24 protein-coding genes are annotated in these 24,076 nt (G+C 27.7%); 7 read left to right on the forward strand and 17 right to left on the reverse strand.

From position 1 onward, the window contains the following. Positions 1 to 20 precede the first annotated feature (20 nt). Complete coding sequence (locus B3B03_RS04365; protein ID WP_346847501.1) at positions 21 to 524, reverse strand: MogA/MoaB family molybdenum cofactor biosynthesis protein; 504 nt, start codon at positions 522 to 524, stop codon at positions 21 to 23. Positions 525 to 850: 326 nt separating this feature from the next. Here B3B03_RS04365 and B3B03_RS04370 point away from each other — a divergent pair, with 326 nt between their 5' ends. Further along, positions 851 to 1,954, forward strand: a complete 1,104-nt coding sequence (locus tag B3B03_RS04370; RefSeq protein ID WP_346876563.1) for a hypothetical protein — start codon at positions 851 to 853, stop codon at positions 1,952 to 1,954. 30 nt (positions 1,955 to 1,984) lie between these two features. On the opposite strand, the gene B3B03_RS04375 is transcribed toward B3B03_RS04370, so the two are convergent. Next, complete coding sequence (locus tag B3B03_RS04375) at positions 1,985 to 2,575, reverse strand: MgtC/SapB family protein (protein WP_346847503.1); 591 nt, start codon at positions 2,573 to 2,575, stop codon at positions 1,985 to 1,987. A gap of 141 nt (positions 2,576 to 2,716) precedes the next feature. On the opposite strand from B3B03_RS04375, the gene B3B03_RS04380 reads away from it, so the two are divergent. Next, positions 2,717 to 2,971, forward strand: coding sequence for a hypothetical protein (locus B3B03_RS04380; RefSeq protein WP_346847504.1), 255 nt, complete (start codon positions 2,717 to 2,719; stop codon positions 2,969 to 2,971). Between the two features lie 66 nt (positions 2,972 to 3,037). Here B3B03_RS04380 and B3B03_RS04385 read toward each other — a convergent pair whose 3' ends face one another. From B3B03_RS04385 to B3B03_RS04400, 4 genes are all read right to left on the reverse strand, one after another. After that, positions 3,038 to 3,679 carry an HAD family hydrolase gene (locus B3B03_RS04385; protein WP_346876564.1) on the reverse strand — a complete coding sequence of 214 codons (642 nt, stop codon included), beginning with the start codon at positions 3,677 to 3,679 and terminating at the stop codon, positions 3,038 to 3,040. Between the two features lie 35 nt (positions 3,680 to 3,714). Beyond that, the gene (locus tag B3B03_RS04390; protein ID WP_346847506.1) at positions 3,715 to 4,041 is read right to left on the reverse strand and encodes a hypothetical protein; all 327 of its coding nucleotides are present in this window, start codon (positions 4,039 to 4,041) and stop codon (positions 3,715 to 3,717) included. A 144-nt stretch (positions 4,042 to 4,185) separates the two neighbouring features. Next, positions 4,186 to 5,832 carry a methionine--tRNA ligase gene (gene metG / locus B3B03_RS04395; protein ID WP_346847507.1) on the reverse strand — a complete coding sequence of 549 codons (1,647 nt, stop codon included), beginning with the start codon at positions 5,830 to 5,832 and terminating at the stop codon, positions 4,186 to 4,188. Positions 5,833 to 6,304: 472 nt separating this feature from the next. Beyond that, positions 6,305 to 6,679: a YbaN family protein gene (locus B3B03_RS04400; RefSeq protein ID WP_035129974.1), complete on the reverse strand. Its 375-nt coding sequence runs from the start codon at positions 6,677 to 6,679 to the stop codon at positions 6,305 to 6,307. Positions 6,680 to 7,336: 657 nt separating this feature from the next. Between B3B03_RS04400 and B3B03_RS04405 the strand changes: the two genes are divergently transcribed. From B3B03_RS04405 to B3B03_RS04415, 3 genes are all read left to right on the forward strand, one after another. Next, a complete protein-coding gene (locus B3B03_RS04405) occupies positions 7,337 to 7,963 on the forward strand; it encodes a TrkA C-terminal domain-containing protein (protein WP_035129977.1) in 627 nt (208 codons plus the stop codon). 182 nt (positions 7,964 to 8,145) lie between these two features. Beyond that, positions 8,146 to 9,270: an ABC transporter ATP-binding protein gene (locus tag B3B03_RS04410; protein WP_346847508.1), complete on the forward strand. Its 1,125-nt coding sequence runs from the start codon at positions 8,146 to 8,148 to the stop codon at positions 9,268 to 9,270. Positions 9,271 to 9,274: 4 nt separating this feature from the next. Further along, positions 9,275 to 10,846, forward strand: coding sequence for a glycine betaine ABC transporter substrate-binding protein (locus tag B3B03_RS04415; protein ID WP_346847509.1), 1,572 nt, complete (start codon positions 9,275 to 9,277; stop codon positions 10,844 to 10,846). A 117-nt stretch (positions 10,847 to 10,963) separates the two neighbouring features. Here B3B03_RS04415 and B3B03_RS04420 read toward each other — a convergent pair whose 3' ends face one another. The 5 genes from B3B03_RS04420 to B3B03_RS04440 all read right to left on the reverse strand — a co-directional run bounded on the left by B3B03_RS04420 (position 10,964) and on the right by B3B03_RS04440 (position 16,194). After that, complete coding sequence (locus tag B3B03_RS04420) at positions 10,964 to 12,109, reverse strand: LysM peptidoglycan-binding domain-containing protein (RefSeq protein WP_346847510.1); 1,146 nt, start codon at positions 12,107 to 12,109, stop codon at positions 10,964 to 10,966. 179 nt (positions 12,110 to 12,288) lie between these two features. Continuing rightward, positions 12,289 to 13,245 (reverse strand): siderophore ABC transporter substrate-binding protein, encoded by a 957-nt coding sequence (locus tag B3B03_RS04425; RefSeq protein WP_346847511.1) that lies wholly within the window; start codon positions 13,243 to 13,245, stop codon positions 12,289 to 12,291. A gap of 290 nt (positions 13,246 to 13,535) precedes the next feature. Beyond that, a complete protein-coding gene (locus B3B03_RS04430; RefSeq protein WP_346847512.1) occupies positions 13,536 to 14,291 on the reverse strand; it encodes an ABC transporter ATP-binding protein in 756 nt (251 codons plus the stop codon). Beyond that, a complete protein-coding gene (locus B3B03_RS04435) occupies positions 14,292 to 15,251 on the reverse strand; it encodes an iron chelate uptake ABC transporter family permease subunit (protein WP_346876565.1) in 960 nt (319 codons plus the stop codon). Continuing rightward, a complete protein-coding gene (locus tag B3B03_RS04440; protein ID WP_346876566.1) occupies positions 15,241 to 16,194 on the reverse strand; it encodes an ABC transporter permease in 954 nt (317 codons plus the stop codon). The genes B3B03_RS04435 and B3B03_RS04440 overlap by 11 nt, the downstream gene beginning before the upstream one ends. Before the next feature lie 473 nt (positions 16,195 to 16,667). Here B3B03_RS04440 and B3B03_RS04445 point away from each other — a divergent pair, with 473 nt between their 5' ends. Then, a complete protein-coding gene (locus B3B03_RS04445; RefSeq protein ID WP_346876567.1) occupies positions 16,668 to 17,594 on the forward strand; it encodes a DMT family transporter in 927 nt (308 codons plus the stop codon). A gap of 82 nt (positions 17,595 to 17,676) precedes the next feature. Here B3B03_RS04445 and B3B03_RS04450 read toward each other — a convergent pair whose 3' ends face one another. The 4 genes from B3B03_RS04450 to B3B03_RS04465 all read right to left on the reverse strand — a co-directional run bounded on the left by B3B03_RS04450 (position 17,677) and on the right by B3B03_RS04465 (position 20,508). Next, a complete protein-coding gene (locus tag B3B03_RS04450) occupies positions 17,677 to 18,228 on the reverse strand; it encodes a GNAT family protein (RefSeq protein ID WP_346847516.1) in 552 nt (183 codons plus the stop codon). A gap of 216 nt (positions 18,229 to 18,444) precedes the next feature. Next, positions 18,445 to 18,960: a hypothetical protein gene (locus B3B03_RS04455; RefSeq protein WP_346847517.1), complete on the reverse strand. Its 516-nt coding sequence runs from the start codon at positions 18,958 to 18,960 to the stop codon at positions 18,445 to 18,447. A gap of 1 nt (position 18,961) precedes the next feature. Further along, positions 18,962 to 19,363, reverse strand: coding sequence for a DUF4430 domain-containing protein (locus B3B03_RS04460; protein ID WP_346876568.1), 402 nt, complete (start codon positions 19,361 to 19,363; stop codon positions 18,962 to 18,964). Between the two features lie 947 nt (positions 19,364 to 20,310). Then, positions 20,311 to 20,508, reverse strand: a complete 198-nt coding sequence (locus tag B3B03_RS04465; protein ID WP_346847519.1) for a hypothetical protein — start codon at positions 20,506 to 20,508, stop codon at positions 20,311 to 20,313. 13 nt (positions 20,509 to 20,521) lie between these two features. Between B3B03_RS04465 and B3B03_RS04470 the strand changes: the two genes are divergently transcribed. Next, complete coding sequence (locus B3B03_RS04470; protein WP_346876569.1) at positions 20,522 to 21,505, forward strand: HAMP domain-containing sensor histidine kinase; 984 nt, start codon at positions 20,522 to 20,524, stop codon at positions 21,503 to 21,505. A gap of 177 nt (positions 21,506 to 21,682) precedes the next feature. Here the strand turns inward: B3B03_RS04470 and B3B03_RS04475 are convergent, their stop codons facing one another. Both B3B03_RS04475 and B3B03_RS04480 read right to left on the reverse strand, forming a co-directional pair. Beyond that, positions 21,683 to 23,254, reverse strand: a complete 1,572-nt coding sequence (locus B3B03_RS04475) for a putative ABC exporter domain-containing protein (RefSeq protein ID WP_346847521.1) — start codon at positions 23,252 to 23,254, stop codon at positions 21,683 to 21,685. Then, positions 23,254 to 23,961: an ABC transporter ATP-binding protein gene (locus B3B03_RS04480; RefSeq protein ID WP_346847522.1), complete on the reverse strand. Its 708-nt coding sequence runs from the start codon at positions 23,959 to 23,961 to the stop codon at positions 23,254 to 23,256. Before B3B03_RS04480 ends, B3B03_RS04475 begins: the two co-directional genes overlap by 1 nt. Between the last annotated feature and the right edge of the window lie 115 nt (positions 23,962 to 24,076).

Consider the following 24,076-nt stretch of genomic DNA (forward strand, 5'->3'; position numbering starts at 1 on the left):
TACTCCTCCCTTTATACTCCCTATAAATCAACTTCACTCCTAGCACATTCTGAAGTTTCTCCAGATAAAATCTTTAGTCCATGATCTAAATATGGAAAAATGAATTCTATATTTTCTTTAGCACCTCTAGGACTTCCTGGTAGATTTATAATTAAAGAATTCTTTCTAATACCTACAATTCCTCTAGACAGCATCGCTCTTGGTGTAATTTCCATAGACTTCATTCTCATAAATTCTCCAATCCCAGGTACATACTTTTCTATAACTTGTAAAGTTGCTTCTGGAGTTACATCCCTCTTTGAAAATCCAGTTCCTCCATTAGTAATTACCAATGGTATATTTAATTCATCACATATATATATAAGTTCTTTTTTTATATCTACAACTTCATCAGGTATAATTTTATAATAATGGACTATATATTTATTTTTTTCTAAATACTCCCTTAACACTTGCCCTGTCTCATCTATACGCTGTCCTTCAGAACCTTTATCACTTATAGTTAAAATTGCAGTTTTTTTCATACTATAACCTCCATAAAGTTATTGTTAATTCAAATATTTAAATAAATATAATTTTTATATTAAACGCAAAATTATATCCTGACTATCTCCTCAGTTTTTATTAATATCAATTATATCATATTTATTATATTTTATGTAAATATATTCAATTTTTTCAAATTGCACATTATAAAAATAATTAGTTTCCCGATATTTATTTTCTATAACATACCTTTTAATACATAAACTTAATTGTAAATTTTATATGTTATTACATTTATTTCTTGATATAAACCTTCTACAAATGTAGAATATAATTATATACTACATTTGTAGAAGTGATAATAATGGTTAATACTTTTTCAACCAATTTTAATGGAGGTGTAGATAACACGAAAAAAAGATTTAAAAATATTTTTGATATGAAGAACAAACTTAATGGTATCTCCTTGTTATGTATTATACTTTTCTTTAGTATCGTTATATTTTCCCTAATTGCTTGCGAAAGAGTAAATCCTTCTCCTGATAAAACCGTTGCTGAATCTTTTATAGAAAATTACTATAATATTTCAGACTACACTTTAACAGATCAACTTTCTAAGCTTTTTGAAAGCTCTCTTGAAGGACGTGCTCCTTCTAATGGGGAGACAGGTATTGTTACACTTTCTCCTGAAGATGAAACTAAAATTAGAGAAGTTTGTTTAAAAAATATAGGTGATTCTATTACTTCTCAATTAGGTGATGAACTTATTTTAAATAGATTTCCCTTATCTTCTATAAAAATGGCTAAGGACTATGAATACACCACTACCATATCTAACATTATTCTTGATAAAATCTCTAGTGATAATGATACCGAAGCTTACTACAAATATAATGCTGATATTAATATAATATATAATGATGGATACAAGGAAAAGCAAACTCTAGAAGGAAAAATTAAGCTAATAAATAAAAATAAAAAATGGCTTGTTTCTATTTTTACTCCATTGACAGAAATATTACCAAATAAAAAATATTATAATCCACAAAATTTAGATTCTCATTCACTACAAACTAATGATTCTACTTCTATAAATCATGATATTAGCTCCGCTGAAGAATTTTGTAATTCATATATGAATGCTATGATAAACAAAGAATATTCCTTCATTTACAATTATACAGTTAATTCTTCTAATAGTGATACTTTAGAAGAAGGTCAAAAAATATGGGATGAAATAGATATTGACTATGTAAAAATACTTAATGCTGAAGTAAGAAATAATAAAGCTTATTACGAACTAGAAATAAACGTTAAAGAACCAGGAAATTCAGCCTTCGATAAAGGTGTAACCGTCAGGTGGCTATATATATTTTATAGTAACAAAAGTAATACTTGGGTTGCAGAGGGACTTATGTCTGGTGGTAAACCAGATGAAAGCTGGTGGAATACTATTTATGGTGGTTAATACTGATATTATAAAGCCAATAAGTAGAGACTACTCTCTACTTATTGGCTCATTTACTTTCTCGTATAAAGTTATAACATCCTCACTATTTTTTCCTTCAGTAATATTATAATCTTCATCAACCTCATCTTCTTTTTCTTTTTTCCTAAACCTTATTCTCCACTTTGTATCTTTTTGTATAACTCTATCAGCTTTTTTAAATAAGCTTAGTATTATAAATATGATTACGGCTGCTGTTAAGGATAGTGCATAGAGTCCTCTTCCTACCGCTAAACCTAAGCATGCCACAATCCAAAGAGTTGCGGCAGTAGTTAATCCCCTTACAGATCCTTTCTCTCTTAAAATAGTACCAGCTCCTAAAAATCCAACACCACTTATAACCTGAGCTCCTAATCTAGCTATATCGACTTTTATAACTTCAGCATACATAGGATTTTGAGCAATAACCATGATTTTTTGTATATCATACTCTGTTATTAAAGAAATAATTGTAGCTCCTAAGCATACTAATATATGAGTTCTAAACCCTGCTGGACTATTTTTAAATTCCCTTTCATATCCAACAAGTCCCCCTACTATAACGCCTACTATAAGCCTTTCTAACACTACTATATAATCCATAATTCCCTCCCCATCATAGTATAATTACTTATATTATATTCATAGGTTTAATATTGTTTAAAAAAATGTTATAATTATTTTACAACTTAAAGGCAAGGAGGATTTTAGATAATACTTTAAACTTATCTAAATAACAGTTATATGAAAAGAAAAGAAAATTTAATTCGTATAATTACCGGAATAATCTGTGGATTATCTGTATTATCTCTAATAGTTACCATCGTCTCATCTATTTCTATGCTTTTAGGATTTGACGTAAATATTCAATCAAAATTATTAACTTTAATAAGCACATCTGATATTATATCTACTGAAATATCATCTTTACTCATACTTATTTGTATGTCCATTGGAGTTATTGTTTGCTTAAATATAAATAAAAATTCAACTAATTAGAATAATAATATTAAAAACTAATCCCCATGAAAAAATTATATATTTTCATTGGGATTATATATTTTTTTATTGTCTAAAATACATGTCTACTAATTCTGGAAACCTATCTATTTTATAATCATAATCTTCCACATTCCCAAATCCATAAGATGCATACACAAAAGGTATTCCTGCTAACCTAGCTGCATTTCTATCCCCTTGTGTATCACCAACATACATAGGATTCTTTAAATTATTTCTATTAATTATGAGTTTTATATTCTCACCCTTTGTAAGTCCCGTTCTTCCTGGATGTTCAAAATCTATAAAATATTTTTTCATGTTATGAGCATGAAAAAAAGCTTCTATATAACCGTGGTGACAGTTACTAACTATAAATAGCTTATATTTTTGTGAAAGCTTCTTTAAGGTTTCTTCTAGTCCTTGAAAAAGGATTCCTCCATGAAGCGGTAAATATTCATTTTCTTTCTTACAGCAATAATTCATAAATTCAATTGCTCTTTCTTCCTTCAAATCTGGAAGAAGGATCTTAACTAAATCTATAACTGGTACCCCTACTACTGATTTTAATTTTTCCTTTGTAATTATTGCATCTATATCACTAAAATCCTTTATAGCTTCATTCCATATTTCTACAATCGCATCTAATGAATCCCACATAGTTCCGTCTAAATCAAATATAATGCTATCTACTGTCTCTAATATCATAAACTCACTCCTAAATATCTTATTTTCATTAGTAATTATTCATAATTAGGCTCCAAATAAACTATTTTTTTGCCATGTTCCTTCGCATATTTAATTTCACTTCTGGTGCTAGAGCCTATATACCCATTCTTATTTATAACAAAGATTTCATCTGCCATATCAATTTTTCTTTTATGAATATCATCAAGCATGATTTTAATTTCATCTGTAATTATAGTTCCAAATTCACCATCTGCGTGGCCGAATAATCCTACTGATATTACAATTATCCCCTGAAGAGTTAACTCCTTTTGAACTTTTATAAAATCCTCTTTAAACTTTGTACTTCCGCATAAAGTTACTACTTTATATTTACCCACCATTTTATACTCACTTCCCAACTTTTAAATGTAAAACTATAGCAAATTATAAGTTACCATTCTTACAAAAGAAGTTATCAAAAATTTTAATAATACACTAACATATAAATTATATCATAATATTCTAAAATATTTTGTTAATGGACACTAAGTGGATTTGATATCTTTGCCATGTAGTTCTAATTTACTTAATTCTTCATCAATAATACTCTTATCTAATCTTTCAAATAAAACATGAAAATTACTTATATTTACTCCTGAATTTAATTGAATCTCTTTCCACCTATTTTCTTCGCAATAAAACCAACTTTTAATCTTTTCTGAGGACTCTGGCAAAAATGGATTTAGAAGGTTTGCTAGGTTTACAATAGCATATAAACAATTATAAATAGTATTTTCACACTGTTTATTATCTTGTTTTATGGTAATCCATGGCATTTCTTCATCAAAATATTTATTTATACTTCGTATAAATGTAAATATTCTTTCTATGCCAGATTTTAAATTTCCTTCTTCTATATTTTCCCCAATATTTTTATATAATTCTTCTATAGTGCTTTTAATTGACTCTTCAACTTTTCCTTTTGGTACCTTGCTATTAAAATTCTTCTTAACAAATACCAAAGTTCTATTAACTAGGTTTCCATAAGCTCCCAATAATTCACCATTATTTTTATTTATGAACTCCCTCCAAGTAAAATCAGCATCTCTTCTTTCAGGTCCATTTGCAATAAAGAAATATCTTATTAAGTCACTATTATATCTATCTACTATATCTGGTACCCAAATTGCCCAGTTATTACTTGTTGATATTTTCTTTCCTTCTAAAGTCACATATTCACTAGAAATAACCTTATCTGGATTTCTTTCTGGTCCTGTTCCTCTTAATAATGCTGGAAGTATGATTGTATGAAATGGTATATTATCTTTTCCATGAATATAATATGAAATACTGCTACTATTCCAATAATCACTACAATTTTTATTATTTTCTTTTCCCCACTTCTCACTTACAGTTAAATATCCCAATACCGCATCAATCCATACATATACTTTCTTATCTTCAAATCCTTTAATTGGTATATCTATTCCTATATCTAAATCCCTAGAAATAGCTCTATCTTTCAAACCTTCATTTAAGTATCTTTCTGTACTATTTACTGCATTTATTCTCCAGTTTTTTCTAGACCTTTCTAAATGCTTTCTAAGTCCTTTTTCAAAAGTAGATAATGCAAAGTATAATTGTTTAGTGGATTTTACTACTGGCTTACTACCACATAATTTACACAGTCTATCCTTTAACTCTAAAGGATCTAGAAGGGTTGAACAATTTTCACATTGATCACCTCTTGCAATACTATTGCAATGCGGACATACTCCCTCTACATATCTATCAGGTAAAAATTGTTTGCACTCCTCACAATAAACTTGACTTACTTTTTTTTCATATATTAAGCCTTTTTCATATAGACTTATAATTATCCTTCTTACTTCTTCTTTATGCTGATTATCATCAGTTCTTGAATAACAATCATAGCTGAAATTTAACTTATCAAAACAATACTTAAATTCCTCATGATATCTATTAGCTATAACTTCTGATAATACACCCTCTTTTTTTGCTCTAATAGAAATAGGTGTTCCGTGACAATCACTTCCTGAAATATATAATACATCATCCCCTTTTGCTCTATAATATCTAGCTATAACGTCTCCAGGCAATAATGCTGCAATATGTCCTATGTGCAACGAACCATTGGCATAAGGCCATGCTCCTCCAATTAAAATATTCATTCTACTCTCCTCCTCTTATACTATTTAATTTTTCACTTCTCCAAATTATAAATTTGGAGTAAAACTAAAAACTCTCGTTCCTAAGAAATTAATCTTAGGAACGAGAGTTAAAACTTCGTGTTACCATCCTACTTCATTTACATTTCACAATATAAATCTCTTCAAGTACGTTATAATTAAATTTGCTTACATGAAATTTATTCCACGACTAGTACATAGATAAAATTTCTCATAAAAATCCTGTTTATAGTTATACTCTATCACTATTACGGGTGAACCCGTTGCAGCCTTAATATTAAATCTCGGTGCACTGCTCCAAGGCCATTTTCTCTTTAATATCCATTGCTTCTTCTCACCAATGAAAGCTCTCTGTATAAGTATTCTTAAAGTTACTTTCCTTTTCTTTGCATTTAGCTATTATACTTATAATTATATATATATTTACCAACTTGTCAATTGAAGTTTAAAACTATTAATTATTAATAGTTTTTATTACAAATAGAAAATAGTAATATTTAATTATTATCATCAAAACAATAATGCATTTTATAACTAAACTATCTAAAATTATAAGTGGAAATGCCATCATAAAATCAGCAAATAACAATATAGTCATCTTTTGTTTTAAAGTCATTGCTTTTTCCTTTACAAAACTATCTAGGTGTTTTTTATATATCTTTGTGTTCTTGAACCAAATATCAAATCTCTCAGACCCTTTTACAAAGAAAAAAGAGGCTAACAGCAAAAATGGTGTTGTAGGGAGTATAGGTAATATAATCCCTATCGCTCCAAGTGTAAAACATATCAACCCTACAGATACGCATATAAACTTTTTACACTTATTCATAGTAACTCCCTTCCTAAATCCTTATAGAGATAATCATTTTAATATGTATACATTATAATAACCAACAATTAATTTCAATATATTTTATCAATTATTTTTTTCTATTTTAATAATTTAAATCTTTATCTTTAGTAAACAAGACAAAAACAGAAAAAGCCTACCATCTATATGGTAGACTTTTTCTGTCTGTGTCTTGTTTAATGTCTAGTTCTTTTAAAATTATAGGGAAATTTTAAATGAAACTAATTATATATATTAAATTGTTAATATATAGCATAAAAAATTTGTTCTATAATATTATTATAATACAAAATACTAAAATTTCAAAATATATTTTTCTACAAAATTTTAATTTTTTCTTAATTTTAGTCCTTTATTCCAATATATTAGGGTATACTCTATATAATATCATCTCTAAAAATATTTAAATTAATTTTAACATATTCTTTAAAATGTTATTACTTTTAAAAGTAGCTTATTTCCTACAAACTGTAAACGTTTATAAGTGGTATTAATTAAAGTATATCACTATTATATTCTATGTCAATTCATTACAATAAAGTGGAATGCTAATTTTATTTGTACTAATATATACTAATTTAAAATTAAATATGATATATTTAATTTTGTTATTAATATAGTTATAGGAGAATTATTATGGAAAATAAATTTAAAATAACAAGTCCTAGATATCAACAAATAGCAGCCGATGTTGCAGCCAAAATTGTTGATGGTCATTATAAAGTTGGTGATAAGATTTATGCAAGATCTTCTCTTGCAAGTCAATATGGTGTCTCATCTGAAACTGCAAGGCGTGCTATTTGTGTATTATCAGACTTAAATATTGTAGATACTTCAAAAGGTAGTGGAGTTACTATAAAGTCCTACGAAAATGCTATAAAATTCGTTAAACAACATGATGATATTAATACTATAAGTAATCTAAAGCAAGATATTATTGATAGTGTTGACAGACAAAAAAAAGAAATAAAATTTTTATACGGATGTCTTTCTGATTTAATAGATAAAACTGATAGATTACGCTCTGTAAATCCATTTACACCATTTCAAGTAGAAATAACATCTGCTACACCTTATATTAATAAATCTGCATCTGATATAAACTTTTGGCATAATACTTCAGCAACAATAATAGCAATCAGAAGAAACGACTCTTTACTTATGTCACCAGGACCATACGCAGTTTTTCAAGAAAATGATATATTTTATTTTGTTGGAGATGAAAATTGCATTGAGCGTGTAAAAAAATATTTATATCCCTAATTTAAATTGTATGTAATAAACTTAATATGAATTAATTAAACTATCAGAAAATAATATATTAATCTTTGCTAGTATATGAACTAAGATTAATATATTTTTGCGATAGTTTATTTTTTTTGAATTTGACAAAGTAACAACTTTCATTTATAATTAGGTTGTTACTTTACAAAGGAGGATTTACATTGATAAAATTCGAGAATATTTCAAAAAAATTTAAAAATACTACTGTTCTTTCTGATGTCTCTTTTGAGATTGAAAAAGGTAAATTAGTAGCTATTATAGGTGAAAGTGGTTGTGGAAAGACAACTACACTAAAAATGATAAATGGTCTCATAACACCAACTTCTGGTAAAATATATATTAACAATGAAGATATTAGCACTAAAAATGTAATAGATCTTAGAAGAAATATGGGTTATGTTATCCAGCAAACAGGTTTATTTCCTCATATGACCATAAGAGAAAATATTGAACTAATACCAAAAGTTCAAAATAAAAATCCTGAAGACATTACACAACAAACATATAATTTAATGGATATGGTTGGTCTTGATTGTGATAAATTTCTTAATCGATACCCTGTAGAACTAAGTGGAGGGCAACAACAAAGAGTAGGTGTCGCAAGAGCCTTTGCCACTAATCCAGATATAATATTAATGGACGAGCCATTTTCAGCTCTTGATCCAATTACACGTTCAAGTTTGCAAGATGAACTTGTGAATTTACAATCAAAACTAAAGAAAACTATTATATTTGTAACCCACGATATGGATGAAGCTATAAAAATATCAGATAAGATGTGTATCATGGATAAAGGCAAAATTATTCAATACGATACACCTGAAAATATATTAAAAAACCCCGTTAATGATTTTGTCTCACAATTTGTTGGTAAAAAAAGAATCTGGACCTCTCCTGACTTTATTAAAGCTGAAGATATTATGATAGAAAATCCTATAACTTGCTCTAAGGACCTATCAATATTTAAATGTATAGAAAAGATGCGTTCGTACAAAGTTGATAGCTTAATGGTTGTTGATAACAAATCAAAAAAACTGCAAGGAATAGTAAAGGCAAAACAAATGCGATCAATTGATGATAAATCAATTCAAATCAGTTCTATTCTTAACAATAATTATATTTATGTTTCTCCAAATGATACTATAATTGATATTTTAAAAATTGTAAATGAGAATAATATTTCAACAGTTCCTGTTTTAAATGATAGTAGCAGTCTTATTGGATTAATTACTGAAAGTAGTCTTGTTACAACGCTTAGTCAACAATATATAGAAGAGGAGGCGTAGTAATATGAATATTTTAGAATACATTTTACAAAATAAAACACAAATTATATCATTATTGATTGAGCATATCAGACTTACTTCAATTTCAGTTGGCCTAGCAATTTTAATAGGTGTTCCCCTAGGAATTCTAATTTCCTATGTCAAGAAGTTAAATAAACCAATTCTTGGAGCAGCAAATATTATTCAAGCTATACCTAGTATGGCTTTATTAGGATTTTCCATACCATTTTTAGGTATAGGAACTCTCCCTGCAGTTACAACAGTAATTCTATATTCCTTGTTGCCTATAATCAAAAATACTTATACTGGGATTTCTAATATTAACCCACAGACAATTGAAGCCGCAAAAGGAATAGGATTGACAAAATTTCAAATTCTAACAAAAATTCAAATTCCATTAGCTCTCCCTGTTATAATGGCTGGAGTTCGAATTTCTTCTGTTACTGCTGTTGGCTTAATGACCATTGCTGCCTTTATAGGTGCCGGTGGATTAGGTTACCTTGTATTCTCTGGAATAAGAACTGTGAATAATAATCAAATACTAGCTGGTGCAATCCCAGCATGTATACTAGCTTTAGCTGTAGATTTTCTAGCTAGTATTGTTGAAAAACTAACAACTCCAATCAGTTTACAAAAGGTTAAGTCTAATACAAAAAAAGATTTCATGAAAACTCGTAAAATGCAAAAAGGAATATTAGCAATCTCAAGTATTTTTATTATTCTAATATTTATATTTTCTGCAATTACTAATGTTAATACTAACTCAAAAGTAATTACTGTAGGGAGTAAAGATTTTAGTGAACAAATGATATTAGGCCACATGGTTTCAGATTTAATTGAAGAAAATACTGATATTTCAGTAAATCGTAAAATAAATCTTGGTGGTACTCAAGTATGTTTTTCTGCTTTAAAATCTGATGACATAGATTTATATATTGAATATAGTGGGACAGCTTATGGAGATACCTTAGGCAATCCTCCTATAAGTGATATGGAAAAAGTATATGCTACTGTAAAAAATGATTTCAAAGAAAAATACAATATTGAAGTTTTAAAACAAATGGAGTTTAATAATACTTATACCTTAGCTGTTGAACAAGAAACAGCTGAAAAATATAATTTAGAAAGTATTAGTGATCTTTCACTCATTGCTACTAACCTAAAGTCTGGAACTACCTTAGAATTCTTAAACAGGGATGATGGTCTTCCTGGACTAAGCAAAAAATACAATTTTTCATTTAAAGATTCTATAGGCCTTGATGGTTCTCCACGATACACTGCTTTAATCAGCAAAGAGATAGATGTGGTAGATGCCTTCGCAACAGATGGATTGCTAAAGAAATTTAAATTAAAGACATTAAAAGATGATAAGAACTTTTTCCCACCCTATTATGCTATGCCTATAGTTAGAGGTGAAACTCTTAAAGAGTATCCAGAAATAATTCCTCTATTGGAACAATTATCAACTATCCTTAATGATGACATCATGATGGAACTTAATTATAAAGTTGATGAACTACAGATGGAACCTAATGATGTATCCCGAGAATTTTTAGAAAAACAAGGTTTAATATAAATATAATAACTTTTTATTACAACTAATAAGTTATAGATTAAATTTCAAATACAAGAGACTGTGCAGAATAGATTAAAAATCACTCTGCAACAGTCTCTTTTTCTCATTAAGGTTGTTTTACTTTATTTTTATCACTTGTCCTGGGTATATTAAATTTGGATTTGATATATTATTAAGCTTAACAAGAGTTGAAGTAGTAGTATCAAACCGCTGTGCTATCTCACTTAAAGTATCCCCCGATTTTACAGTATAATAGGATGAACTACTAGCATTACCTTTAGATGAAGAACTACCTGATGGTAATACTATTTTTTGTCCTGGATATATTAAATTAGGATTTGATATATTATTAATACTAGCTAGAACTTTAGTTGTAGTTCCATATTCTTGTGCTATACCGCTCAAAGTATCTCCTGATTTTACAATATAATAGGATGAATTACCGGTATTACCTCCTGTTGAAGAACTACCTGTTGGCAATATTATTTTTTGTCCTGGATATATTAAATTAGGATTCGATATACCATTAATAGATGCCAATACTTGATAGGTTGTATTATATTTTTCTGCTATTCCACTTAAAGTATCCCCTGATTGTACTGTATAGTATTTATCATTTTTACTATTATCATCTGTACTTGGACTTTCTGGTATACTTTGTCCATTTAATAATATTCCCTCATTGAACTCATTTAGGTCACAATTTCCACTTACACCGGGGACTTGTCCAGTACTTGAAAATTGAAAACCAACCCATTGATTCCATATTGGATTACTAGCAGGTTTGCTTACCCCATATTCAGCAATCCATAAAGGATATATTCCTAACCTACTATCTAAACTAGTTCTTGCAAAATTAGTATAGGTATAAACTACGATACCTTTACTAGTTAGTCTCTTAACCTCTTCTAAAAATATTATTGCTGCACTTGTTAAAGATGTCTTATTTAAACCATTAGTCTGTTCTATATCTATAGCTAGTCTACAATCAAATTCTCTATTTCCAATGGTATTTACAAAATGCCTAGCTTGAGCTTTAGGATCTATTCCTCCTAGAAAGAAGTGATAAAATCCAACCTTCAAACCCTGCTCTTTAGCATTTTTATAGGATGAAGAAAAATAATTATTAACATAGCTTATACCTTCCGTTGCTTTAATATAAACTATTTCTATCCCACTGTCTTTTACTTTTTTAAAATTTACATTTCCTTGCCAACTACTTATATCAATCCCCTTATAATTACTACTATTTCTACTTTCCATAGAAACACCTCCTCTCTATATAAATATGCTCTTTATTAATTTATTCTACTCTCTATTATAATTTTTACATTATATAACTAACTTTAATATGATGACAGTATTATAACAACTAAACACATTATAAAAATAGCTATTTGACTTTTAGAATGTCAAATAGCTATTTTCTATTTTACTAATTATTATTTTGTGATACCTTCCATATCCTCTATAATTAAATCAGCTGCTTGAAGTCCAGCTCCACCCACATACCAAGCTTGAGCATTTAGATAAACTATATTTCCATTTTTATATGTGTCTGTAGTTTTTACTAATTCATTCTCTATTACTTCCTTAGCTGCTGAATAATCTTCTGATCCACTTGTTCCTGCTGACTTATCAACTACAAAAAGATAGTTTGGATTTTTAGCTAATAAGTACTCATAAGTTATATTTTGACCATGCTTTGATACTTCTATATTCTCATCTGTTGGAACAAAGCCGAACTTTTCAAATATAATTGAAAATCTTGATCCTGCTCCGTATACACTCATAGAACCATCTGTAATTATAGTAGCTAAAGCATTAAACCCTTGCTCTTTTATTTTTTTGCCTACTTCTTCAACTCTTTTATTAAGTTCTTTTAATTTAGATGTTGCTGCATCTTCTTTCCCAAATATTTGTCCTATTATGTTTACATTTGACTCTAATGACTCTAAATACTTTGTAGTATCTGTTCCTAATTGTATTGTTGGAGCTATAGCAGAAAGTTCCTCATAATAATCAGCTTGTCTACCTTCAATTATTATTAAATTCGGTTTGATCTCATTGATTACTTCTAGACTAAATTCTTTTAATCCACCTAAATCTGTATATTTTTCTTCCTTATATTCTGAAAGATAAGTTGGCAGGTTTTTCTTTGGTAATCCTACTAATCCTTTTATATCTAATGAATCCATAATATCTAAAGATGCATAGTCTAATACTACTACTTTTTCTGGATTCTTAGGTACCTCAGTTTCTCCAGCAGTATGGATTATTTTTATAGTTTCACCTTTTTCCCCTTCATTATCTTTGTTACCAAGTTTTGTAGCTGCAAACACACCAATTAAAGCAACTATTGCAACTCCTACTATTATATTAATTTTTTTCTTATTCATTTGTTTCACCTATTCCTTTCATCTATATCCAATTAATATTTTCCTTATATCTTAATATTTATTTATAATAAATTTCTTTAATTTTGAATTTAAGAATAAATTATATTTTATTGTTATAGAAATCATAGATTTCTTTTTCTCGCTTTGCTCGTAAGGATACTCCTTGTCACCTTACTATTTGAAACTTACTCCTTTTCGTTACACTCAAATGAGTAAGTTTCCATAATTAAATCATAGATTAAAATGGTCACTTAAGTTCGACCAACCAAATCATAGATTTGGGGTCTCTCTTAGAAATATACGCAGATGTTGTTTCCGTTTATATTCTTTATGTGAAAATCTATTTCATATACGTCTTCTAAAACATCTTTTGATATTATGGCATCAGTTATATCATCTTTAACTATCTTTCCATCTTTAAGAATAACTATTTTATCTGAGTAAACTGATGCAAAATTTATGTCGTGCATAACTATCACTACAGTTTTTCCAAGATCATCCACTAGCCCTCTTAATACTTTCATCATCTGTACTGAATGTTTCATATCTAAGTTATTTAATGGTTCATCTAATAGTACATACTCTGTATTTTGAGCTATTACCATAGCAATATATGCTCTTTGTCTTTGTCCACCGCTAAGCTCATCTAAATATCTATCTTCAATATCCTTAAGTTGCATATATTCTATGGCTTCATCTACATACTTTGTGTCTTCCTTTGTCAGTCTACCTTCGCAGTGAGGGTAACGTCCAAAGCTAACTATTTCCTTTATAGTTAATCTTACATTTATATTGTTAGATTGTTTAAGTATAGCTATTTTTTTAGCTAGTCCCTTAGTGTCCCATTTTTCTAACTCCCTACCATCTATAATAACTTCGCCTTCATCTTTCTTCATAATACGAGATATCATTGATAGTAAAGTACTCTTTCCTGCTCCATTAGGTCCTATGAAAGAAGTAATCTTACCTTTTTCTATGTTTAAAGATACATTGTCTACTACTGGATTATCTCCATACTTTTTAACTATACCTCTAACTTCTATCATTTATTTTCCCTCCTTCATTAAAAGATATATAAAGTAAATTCCACCAATAAAATTAATTATTATACTTACTGTACTTCCAAAGTTTAATATTCTTTCCACTATGAACTGTCCAGCTATTAAAGCAATTATACTTATCAATATACTTCCCGTTATTTGATAACTATGTTTATATGTATTAAGAAACTGGTAAGATAGATTAACCACCAATAATCCAAGGAAGGTTATTTGTCCAACTAAAGCTGTAGATATTGATACTAATACTGCTACAACTATTAATATTTTTTTAGAAAATCTATTAAAATCTATTCCTAAGTTTATAGCTTGATCTCTTCCCAAAAGCATAACATCTAATTTTTTTACATCATCATAAAATAATACAAAAATGATTAGTAAGGCTATTACTGATATTAACAATATATCCGTATTAACATTAGCAAAGCTAGCAAACATTTTACTTTGTAATGTTTCAAATTCATTTGGATCAATTATTACTTGCATAAAAGATGTCATACTTTTAAACAAGGTTCCCAATACTGTTCCCACCAATAGCAAAAAGAATATATTACTATTTCCATCTTTCTTAAATAATATTTTATAAAGAACTAAAGTTCCAACTAACATTATTGTAACTGAAACCATAAAATTCACATTTCTGTTTATCATAAATATACTTGATGCTCCGAATAAAAACACGGATATGGTTTGTACAAACATATATAAGGAATCAAGTCCAAGTATGCTTGGCGTTAGGATTCTATTATTTGTTACTGTCTGAAATATCATAGAAGAAAAGGCTATTGACCCTCCAGTAACTGCTATAGCTATAACCTTAGGTATTCTCTTTGATAGGTTATAATCCCAGTTTATACCATTTAATCCTTCAAACAAAAATAAGCCAATAACGAATAATGCAACTATTCCAAGTATATATAACTTTTTTTTATCTATATTATCCTTCATTTCTATTCCTCCTAAATATCAGGTAAAGGAATATAATACTTCCTGTAACTCCTACAGTAAGACTTATAGGTACTTCATAGGGATGAATTACAAGTCTACCTATAATGTCACATGCTAGTACAAATATTGCCCCAAACAAAGCTGTATCCCAAATATTCTTACTAAGATTGTCCCCTTTAAATATAGATACTATATTCGGAACTATTAATCCTATAAAAGGTATATTCCCAACAGTTATTACTACTAAAGCTGAAATCAATGCAACAATTATAACTCCAATATTGGCAACCTTATTATAGTTAATCCCTAAATTTGATGAGATATCCTCCCCCATTCCTATAATAGTAAATTTATTAGCATACAAAAGTGCTAATATTAATAATGGTATAGTCAAATAGAGGAGCTCATAATTTCCCTTTATAATCATGGAAAAATCTCCTTGGAGAAAAGTTCCCATACTTTGAACTAAATTGTTTTTATAAGCAAAGAAATCTGTCATAGACCCTATAACATTTCCTACCATTATTCCCACTAGAGGTATGAATACAACATTTTTCATTTTTATGCTTTTAAGTATTTTCATAAATACAAAGGTTCCCAAAAGGGCAAATATAAATGCTGTTATCATCTTTTGCATCAAAGTTGCTGATGAAAATAGTAGCATAGAAACTAGTACCCCAAGCTTTGCTGAGTCTACGGTAGCTGCTGTACTTGGAGAAACAAATTTGTTATTACTAATTTGCTGCATTATAACTCCACCAACGCTCATTCCTACTCCAGCTACCACTATACTAATAAGCCGCGGCAATCTAGTTAAAATTATTATATTCATCTTACCCTGGTTCCATTGCATTATATCTGTAATACTTATATTTTGAACCCCTATAAATATTGAAGACATACACAGTATTATGAATAAAGGAATTAAATATTTCTTTTTCATATTTCCTCCAAAACTTTATTACGTATCCTAAATATCTTTATGTATTAAATTATGTGATATTCTTAAACACTTATATATACTTGATGTAACAATAAAATTACATTATTAATTGAAATATAATTTTAATTGATAATACTTATCACTACTTCATAATAGCTTAATTGATAATCATTTTCAACTTCTTAAGACTTAAATACACTTGATTAAATTACTCAAAATTCTCCATTCTCCATTTTTCTGTATTTTCCTTATATATTTGTATTGAACTTTTATATTGAAATTTCGTTTTTACATTTTAGATAAGATAAATTTTATTGTCAAAAACAACAAATAATAATGTTCATTTACATTTGTTGCATATAATAGTAAAATTCTAATTGAGATAATTAGAATTTTAAAACTATATTCACAATAAACATAAGTTAATTTGTAATTATTTAAGTTTTAAATGTACAGAGGGGATTATTTAAATTATGAGTAAAAAAGATGTTTTTCAAAAAAATGGTGTGATTTTATTGTTAGCTTTACTATGTACCTTACTTTGGGGAAGTGCCTATCCATCTATAAAGATTGGCTACTCTTTATTTTCTATAGGCGAAAATGATATTTTTAGTAAACTTCTCTTTGCAGGCAATCGATTTGCTTTATCAGGTCTTCTAGTAATTTTATTAACTTGGATAATTCAAAAAAAATTTCCTTTTCCTAAAAAAGAGACCTTAAGTCATATTGCACTACTTGGGTTTATTCAAACTACTTTAGAATATTTATTTTTCTACATAGGACTTTCTCATACTACCGGTGTTAAGGGGTCCATATTAAACGGTACCGCAACCTTTATGGCTGTAATTCTTGCTCATTTTATATATTCAGATGATAGATTAAATTTCCAAAAGATTTTAGGATGTATTGTTGGATTTATGGGAGTAGTTATAATTAACTTAGGTGGTAAAGTTGGAAGTGGTTTTACCTTTACTGGTGAAGGATTTATTATTCTTGCTGCTGCTTCCTTTGCAATTGGATCTCTTATAAGTAAAGAAGCAGCTAAGAGAGAAGATAGCATGATAGTCACAGGATGGCAACTACTCTTTGGAGGGGTTTTACTTGTAATTGTAGGCGCACTTGGAGGTGCACGAACCTCTATACCTTCTACTGAAGCTATGTTATTACTTTTATATCTCTCACTTCTTTCTTCAGTGGCTTTTACAATATGGACTATCTTATTAAAGCATAATAATGTTGGTAAAATTTCTATATACAATTTTTTAACACCTGTGTTTGGTGTTTTTCTTTCTGCTATATTTTTAAAAGAATCTATTTGGCATTGGAAAAATCTGTTGGCACTTGTATTTGTATGTGTTGGAATATATATAGTAAATAAACCTAAGGTTAAAAATAGTTAACTAAAATTAATAGACTCTACGAACTAATTATTCATGGAGTCTATATTTTAAATATATTCAATCTATAATTATTATACTTTACCTATAAATATTTATTTTTATATTCATCACAATACTCCATTTTAGTTATGGAATAGCATAGATCATCATATATTCTTCCATCATAAGTTTCGCTAGCCATTCTTAATGTTCCATCATATTTAAATCCACACTTTTCTATAACCCTTTTAGATTTTTGATTTCCGTGATAATGATAACAAGATACTACTTCACATTTTATTTCTTCGAACAAATATTTTATTACCCTATTTACTGCTTCAGTCATAATTCCTTTTCCCCAATATTCTTCTGAAAGTACATATCCTATCATTCTTGCCTTTAATAAATTTCTTTTCACATCTCTATGATTACCAATTGAACCAATTACCCTATTATTTTTCTTATATACAATTGCCCATACCTCATTATTCTTTATAAATGACTGAAGTATACCTTTAGATATTTCTTTATTCTTATGGGGTTTCCATCCTGCCATAGGACCAACATTAGGATTTTTAGAATACTCATAAAAATCATCTAAATCCGCTATTTTCCAACTTCTCAAAATCAATCTTTCTGTTTCTAGCAACTTCATATTCCCACCTCTTAGATTCTACAATTTATTCCTTAGCCTTTTAGTTTATATTTTATATAAATTATATGTTATGGCAATGACACTATATGATAAATATAACATAAATACATTTTAATTACTTTATTTATTGGCTTAATTCCCCAATCCACTCCTTAAAAAATAAAAAAGAACTTTGAAATTTCAAAGTTCTTTTTATATTTTAAAACCTATCTATCTTCAAAATTTAGTGCCTAAATTATATTTTGCTACTAAATTCTTCAATAAATTATATACCCTTTTTCCAAGCATTAACATAATAAAATAATTACCTACCATATGAATTAAATCATAGGGTATTCCATTTATCCAATAAGTTAAAGCAAAGGTTTTAGAGACTGTAAAGATATATGGTATTGAATACAGTGCTCCAAATAACATTCCAAACACACCGGATATTATACTCCAACCTAAAAAATTTTCTTTAATTATTTTTCTAAATAACAGCACTACTAGTACTAGCATAGGCCAAACAATCCAGTATCCAAACCACCAAGTTCCCATTCCACTAACAAGACCTAGTAAAAAGTTAAATACCACTACAACTACTAATGCTCTTCTGCCTAATACTAAAGTATATATTACCAGTAAAAAAGATACTGGTTCTATATTAGGTATTCCACTCATCATAACTTGTAACACAAGCATTAGCGCTCCAAGTAATGCCAATATTATCAAATCTTTAGTTTTATACATATTACCAACCTATTGTAAGTATAAGTTCTATCTTATCACCATCTTTTATAGCAGTATCATCTATACCAGTTTGGGAATCTTTTCCATTTATTTTTAAATTCCACCACTCTTGCTTGTTAGCATCTGCATTTAGTCCATCTACTCCAGTTATAAATCTAGTAGCTTGAGATGTATCAGCTACAATTATCTTCATTTCATCTAGTGCTTTTCCTAGAGTTTCTGCATTAGTTGAATGTGTATAAGTTTTTTCATAATTATCCTTTTTACTTATAACTGTAACTTCTATAGTTTTATCTCCTTCAACTCTTTGCTTTGCATTAAAATTTTTGTAGATAAAAAATCCACCAATTGCAATAATTATAACTATTAAAGAAATTATTATTGATTTCATATTTTTTTTCATATCTTTACCTCCTAAGAAACAAAATAAACTCCCTTTCAGTAGAGAAAGAGAGATTTTACTGACTACTAATAATATATTTTATGTAGCAACTCCATTTACATGCTATCATATATATTTTATAAAATCAATGTATTCTAATTAAATCATATAACATACTATCAACCAAATAATTATTTATTACTCTTCTTAATCCTTATACTAATATCTATATATTAATTCGATATACTGAATTTACACCTATAAATTTTTCTTTATTTAACTTTATGTTTAAAATTATTAACACAAAGTTAATATTCATGAAATATATTTTATGTTTTTATAATTTTCTTCATAATTTTTTCATAAAAAAGAAGTATTAGTTATATATGTATTTATTCTTGTCTTAATTTAAATAAAAATGATAAATTTCAATAAAAACCAACATATTTTTTATTAAAACAAATTTACTTGTATATACTAACTTTTTTTATATTTACTAACATATATGCTATATTAGTTATGGATATGTGTGGTATGAACATTAATTATAAATTATGAGTATACTTTATAATTAAAATATTTAAAAAATTTTTAATTGCAATGTACCCATTTATCCATTTTTTATCCGCGGATATGTTTATCATAAATTATAAATTGTAATTTATTAACACATTATAATGTTGAGGTATATAATTTTTATTTTATTCTATTGAATTTTATGCTAGTGAGGTAAGGAAAATGAAAATTAAACTAAATAACTATTCTGATTTAAAAACATATTTATTAAGTGAAAATTTATACTTTAGTTATAACTTATCTATACTTACACTTATTTCAAGTACATTGTTATTTATAATTAATATAATTGATGAAATTCCTATAGTGATTAACAATATCTATCTCTATGCCATTATAACTATATTTTTAGTTGTTTGGTTATTAGTTTATAATTTAATTCCTATAAAATATCAAACAACTTTTATATATAACTTATTATTTAATATTTTTCTTTTTGGTGGTACGTACTTATCTTTATATTCTTGTATTTCTCTTCTTGAAGTTAATGGAAGTATCACTTTTTTTTTGATTTTGATTTTTGTAATAAATCTATTTTTCTTAATAGATTTTAAAAAATCTTTATTAGTACTTATCCCTTCATCATCCATTTATATATTTAATATGATGAATACTTTAAATTATAGTAGCACTGCATGGAAAAATTTATTTGATATAGGTTTGTATTTAATATTAGGATTTTGCTTTTCTATAATTAAATTTAGACATATGAAAGAGAGTTATTTAAGTAATAAAAAATTACTTGATACTATGTCTGATTTGAAAAAAACTAACAATAAACTTATGTCTCATGAGAAAGAGCGTACAAACTTCTTTGCAGATGTATCTCATGAACTTAAAACCCCTATCAATGTTATATATAGTGCCGATCAACTTCTGTCTCAGCAATTAAAAAATCCAAATCTAGACTTAAGCAATGCAGAGAAATATACTAACTGTATAAAACAAAATTCTTTTAGACTTATACGACTTATTAATAATCTTCTTGATTTAACTAAAATTGAAGCTTCTACTTTTAAAGTTAATCTTGAAAATATTAATATAGTTTATTCTGTAGAAAATATCGTAGACTCAGTTGTAGATTTCATTAAATCTAAAGAAATAAACATTATTTTTGATACTGCTATGGAAGAAAAAATTACTGCTATAGATGAGGATAAATTAGAAAGAATTATTTTAAATCTCTTATCTAATGCAGTAAAGTTTACTAATCCAGGCGGAACAATTTTTATTGATATCTCTGAAGATGATAATAATACTATTATTTCCATTAAAGATACAGGTATTGGTATAGATGATTCTATGAAAAGAAAAATATTTGATAGATTTGTACAAATTGATAAATCTAGTACGAATAATTCTGAAGGTACCGGCATAGGCTTATCCCTTGTAAAATCTCTTATGGTTCTACATGATGGAGATATAACTTTAGAAAGCAAGGTTGGTGAAGGTAGTAAGTTCACTTTATATTTCCCTAATAAAATAGTAAAATCTGACCATTCAAAAGATTCAGCGCCTCCTTCAATTAGATCCTACAATAACAAAATAGAACGAATTCAAATTGAGTTTTCTGATATATATCAATAAAACTCTTTGCCTTTAAATTTTCTTAATAAAATACTATTAATTATAATTAAAATACTTTTTTTCTACTAAAGTATTTTTTATTTTAAAATAGTCTTAAATAACTAATATAATCAGCTATTTAAGACTATTTTATTTCTATTAAAATCATATTAAAATAAATAAGTAATACATCTATTACTATACTAAATTCTGTTCTATGTTATTTAATATATTCTTACATAGCCATATAATTATAAAAGATATGAACATATTCCATGCAAATGTAATTATTATTGAAATTGTTCCTATATCAAAGATAATTGCTACAATTACAGAACCTATAATTCCTGGTAGTGCAATTATTATCAATGCAAGTATTGTTAAAAACATTAATAAGCCTTTCCCTGTAACTTGTTTGAATATTTTTTGAGACAATACATCTCCTGCTATAAATAACATTCCAAATCCCAATCTTGATATTATACATACTAATATTTCTATAGGTGAAGAACCTAATATGATTCCCGCAATAACAAATAGTATAATCCCATCTACAAAACACTTTATTAAGTTTTCAGAAACTATATATAGAAGTTTTTTAAGTGGACTTTCAGGAATTAAATATACATAATGCATTTTTAGTTCTCTAACCCAGCGCCCTGCAAAAGTCATAAATAATTGAATATATGTGGCCATAGCAAAGGTAGCCATTATACTTCCTATGTCCTTCATTGTTAATGTAAATATGACCACAACTACTATTTGAATTAAAGTAGTATTGTCTAAAAAGAATTTTCCTGCTCTCCTATTTTCTAACATATGCTTAAAAAAGAATACAGAAGCTCCTCTTCCTTTATTTATTCCAACATTTTTTAATTTTATCTTCTTAGTATCTTTAACTTCTACTATTCGGCCTTCTTTTGCATCTTCCACACGTTTATGCATAGTTTCTGTAGCTTGAAGTACGTCTTCATAATATTCATTTTTACTTTTCATAAGAATAACTATAGTTAATACTACGCCTATAAGTGTTGCTAAAATATACATTAACGCATTAGAGGTTTCGCCTATCAAAATACCATAAATTACTCCTTTTATCCACCCTACAAAAGGAATAAATTCTAGATAACTTACATTTATCCCATTAACTATAGCTCCTATACCTCTTCCACCTTCTTTTATATTAAATAGAATAGAAATTATTAAAGGTAATACTAGGAGATAAATTAAAATCTTTACTGCTTTCTTTTTACCGTCATCTCCGCTAGTAATTGAATAAATAGCCATAGATATGATACTACTTATGAAAACTAACATAAAATATCCTAGGAATATTACTATTACACCTAGCGGATTTACTCCATACCTCTGTTTAAGTACACCAGCTTGAAATAGTATAAAGATGGATATAAATAAAGATGTACCTAACTGTCTTATAAGTCCATATATAAGTACTTTTTTAGATGATATGGGAGAAACAAAGAGTAAGTTTACATCAGACATTTTAAAAAATGTAGCTCCTGATGATAATCCTTGGATAATTTGAGTTGTAAATAAAAACATAAATAGTGCATATATTATTGCTCCTAGCTCCGCAATTGGACTTAAGTTATTTACATCAACATTATTAGAAGTTTTAGCTGAGGTTATAAAAACAAAAACCATTAAAGCTATCAAAATTATATATCCTATTAATTTACCAGGATGATTCTTTAAATCCTTTATTCGATTTTTTAAGGTTGTTCTCCATAGATAAATTATTCCTTTCACTACTGATCACCCTTTCCTTCAGTGATATGAAAGAATAATTCTTCTAATCCTTCATTAGATTTTTCAGCATCTTTTTTTACCCTTGTTGCCGCAATCTTTCCATTCATCATGATATGTGCTACATCCCAGAACTCTTTCACACTATCAATCATATGAGTACTTATTATCATTGCTGCACCTTGATTTTTTAATTCCATTATTAATTCTTTCAATGCTTTAATTCCATGGGGATCAAGACCTACTAAAGGTTCATCAAAAATTATAACCTTAGGTTTTGGAAGTAATGCACAACAAATACTTACCTTTTGCTGCATTCCTTTAGAAAGTTCTTTCCCAAACTTTTGTTTTTTGTCATCTAGTTCAAATATCCTTAACAGTTTTTCAGCATATTCTCTCCAGTCAGTAAGATTATAACCTCGTGCAATAAATTCTAAATGCTCTTCCACTGTTAACATATCATATAGTACAGGTACTTCTGGTATATATCCAATTATTCTTTTAGCTTCTATGGATTTATTATCAAAACCTTCTATGGATATATTTCCTTGAAATCTTAATAGTCCGCATATACATTTAATAATAGTAGATTTTCCAGCACCATTAGGCCCTAAAAGTACTGCTATCTCTCCATCGCCCACTTGAAAACTTATATTATCATTAGCAACAAATTTTCCATATTTCTTCGTGACATTATTTATAACTAACACCGAAATCACCATCCCTTAAAGTTTAACTTAATACTAGATTTTTTACTAAATATAGTTACCCACATTTGCACTTGAGTTTAATTACTAATATTAACATTTTATACAATAACCATTG

It is taken from the genome of Clostridium sp. UBA5712 (assembly GCF_002419845.1).
Taxonomy (GTDB): Bacteria; Bacillota; Clostridia; order Clostridiales; family Clostridiaceae; genus Clostridium_J; species Clostridium_J sulfidigenes.

Coding starts and splice junctions, on each gene's coding strand:
- B3B03_RS04365 (WP_346847501.1), bottom strand. CDS start 524: ATGAAAAAAACTGCAATTTTAACTATAAGTGATAAAGGTTCTGAAGGA.
- B3B03_RS04370 (WP_346876563.1), top strand. CDS start 851: ATGGTTAATACTTTTTCAACCAATTTTAATGGAGGTGTAGATAACACG.
- B3B03_RS04375 (WP_346847503.1), bottom strand. CDS start 2,575: ATGGATTATATAGTAGTGTTAGAAAGGCTTATAGTAGGCGTTATAGTA.
- B3B03_RS04380 (WP_346847504.1), top strand. CDS start 2,717: ATGAAAAGAAAAGAAAATTTAATTCGTATAATTACCGGAATAATCTGT.
- B3B03_RS04385 (WP_346876564.1), bottom strand. CDS start 3,679: ATGATATTAGAGACAGTAGATAGCATTATATTTGATTTAGACGGAACT.
- B3B03_RS04390 (WP_346847506.1), bottom strand. CDS start 4,041: ATGGTGGGTAAATATAAAGTAGTAACTTTATGCGGAAGTACAAAGTTT.
- metG (WP_346847507.1), bottom strand. CDS start 5,832: ATGAATATTTTAATTGGAGGAGCATGGCCTTATGCCAATGGTTCGTTG.
- B3B03_RS04400 (WP_035129974.1), bottom strand. CDS start 6,679: ATGAATAAGTGTAAAAAGTTTATATGCGTATCTGTAGGGTTGATATGT.
- B3B03_RS04405 (WP_035129977.1), top strand. CDS start 7,337: ATGGAAAATAAATTTAAAATAACAAGTCCTAGATATCAACAAATAGCA.
- B3B03_RS04415 (WP_346847509.1), top strand. CDS start 9,275: ATGAATATTTTAGAATACATTTTACAAAATAAAACACAAATTATATCA.
- B3B03_RS04420 (WP_346847510.1), bottom strand. CDS start 12,109: ATGGAAAGTAGAAATAGTAGTAATTATAAGGGGATTGATATAAGTAGT.
- B3B03_RS04425 (WP_346847511.1), bottom strand. CDS start 13,245: ATGAATAAGAAAAAAATTAATATAATAGTAGGAGTTGCAATAGTTGCT.
- B3B03_RS04430 (WP_346847512.1), bottom strand. CDS start 14,291: ATGATAGAAGTTAGAGGTATAGTTAAAAAGTATGGAGATAATCCAGTA.
- B3B03_RS04435 (WP_346876565.1), bottom strand. CDS start 15,251: ATGAAGGATAATATAGATAAAAAAAAGTTATATATACTTGGAATAGTT.
- B3B03_RS04440 (WP_346876566.1), bottom strand. CDS start 16,194: ATGAAAAAGAAATATTTAATTCCTTTATTCATAATACTGTGTATGTCT.
- B3B03_RS04445 (WP_346876567.1), top strand. CDS start 16,668: ATGAGTAAAAAAGATGTTTTTCAAAAAAATGGTGTGATTTTATTGTTA.
- B3B03_RS04450 (WP_346847516.1), bottom strand. CDS start 18,228: ATGAAGTTGCTAGAAACAGAAAGATTGATTTTGAGAAGTTGGAAAATA.
- B3B03_RS04455 (WP_346847517.1), bottom strand. CDS start 18,960: ATGTATAAAACTAAAGATTTGATAATATTGGCATTACTTGGAGCGCTA.
- B3B03_RS04460 (WP_346876568.1), bottom strand. CDS start 19,363: ATGAAAAAAAATATGAAATCAATAATAATTTCTTTAATAGTTATAATT.
- B3B03_RS04465 (WP_346847519.1), bottom strand. CDS start 20,508: ATGGATGATGAAGGGATAAGTACTAATAAAGATTTTTTAAAATCTATT.
- B3B03_RS04470 (WP_346876569.1), top strand. CDS start 20,522: ATGATGAATACTTTAAATTATAGTAGCACTGCATGGAAAAATTTATTT.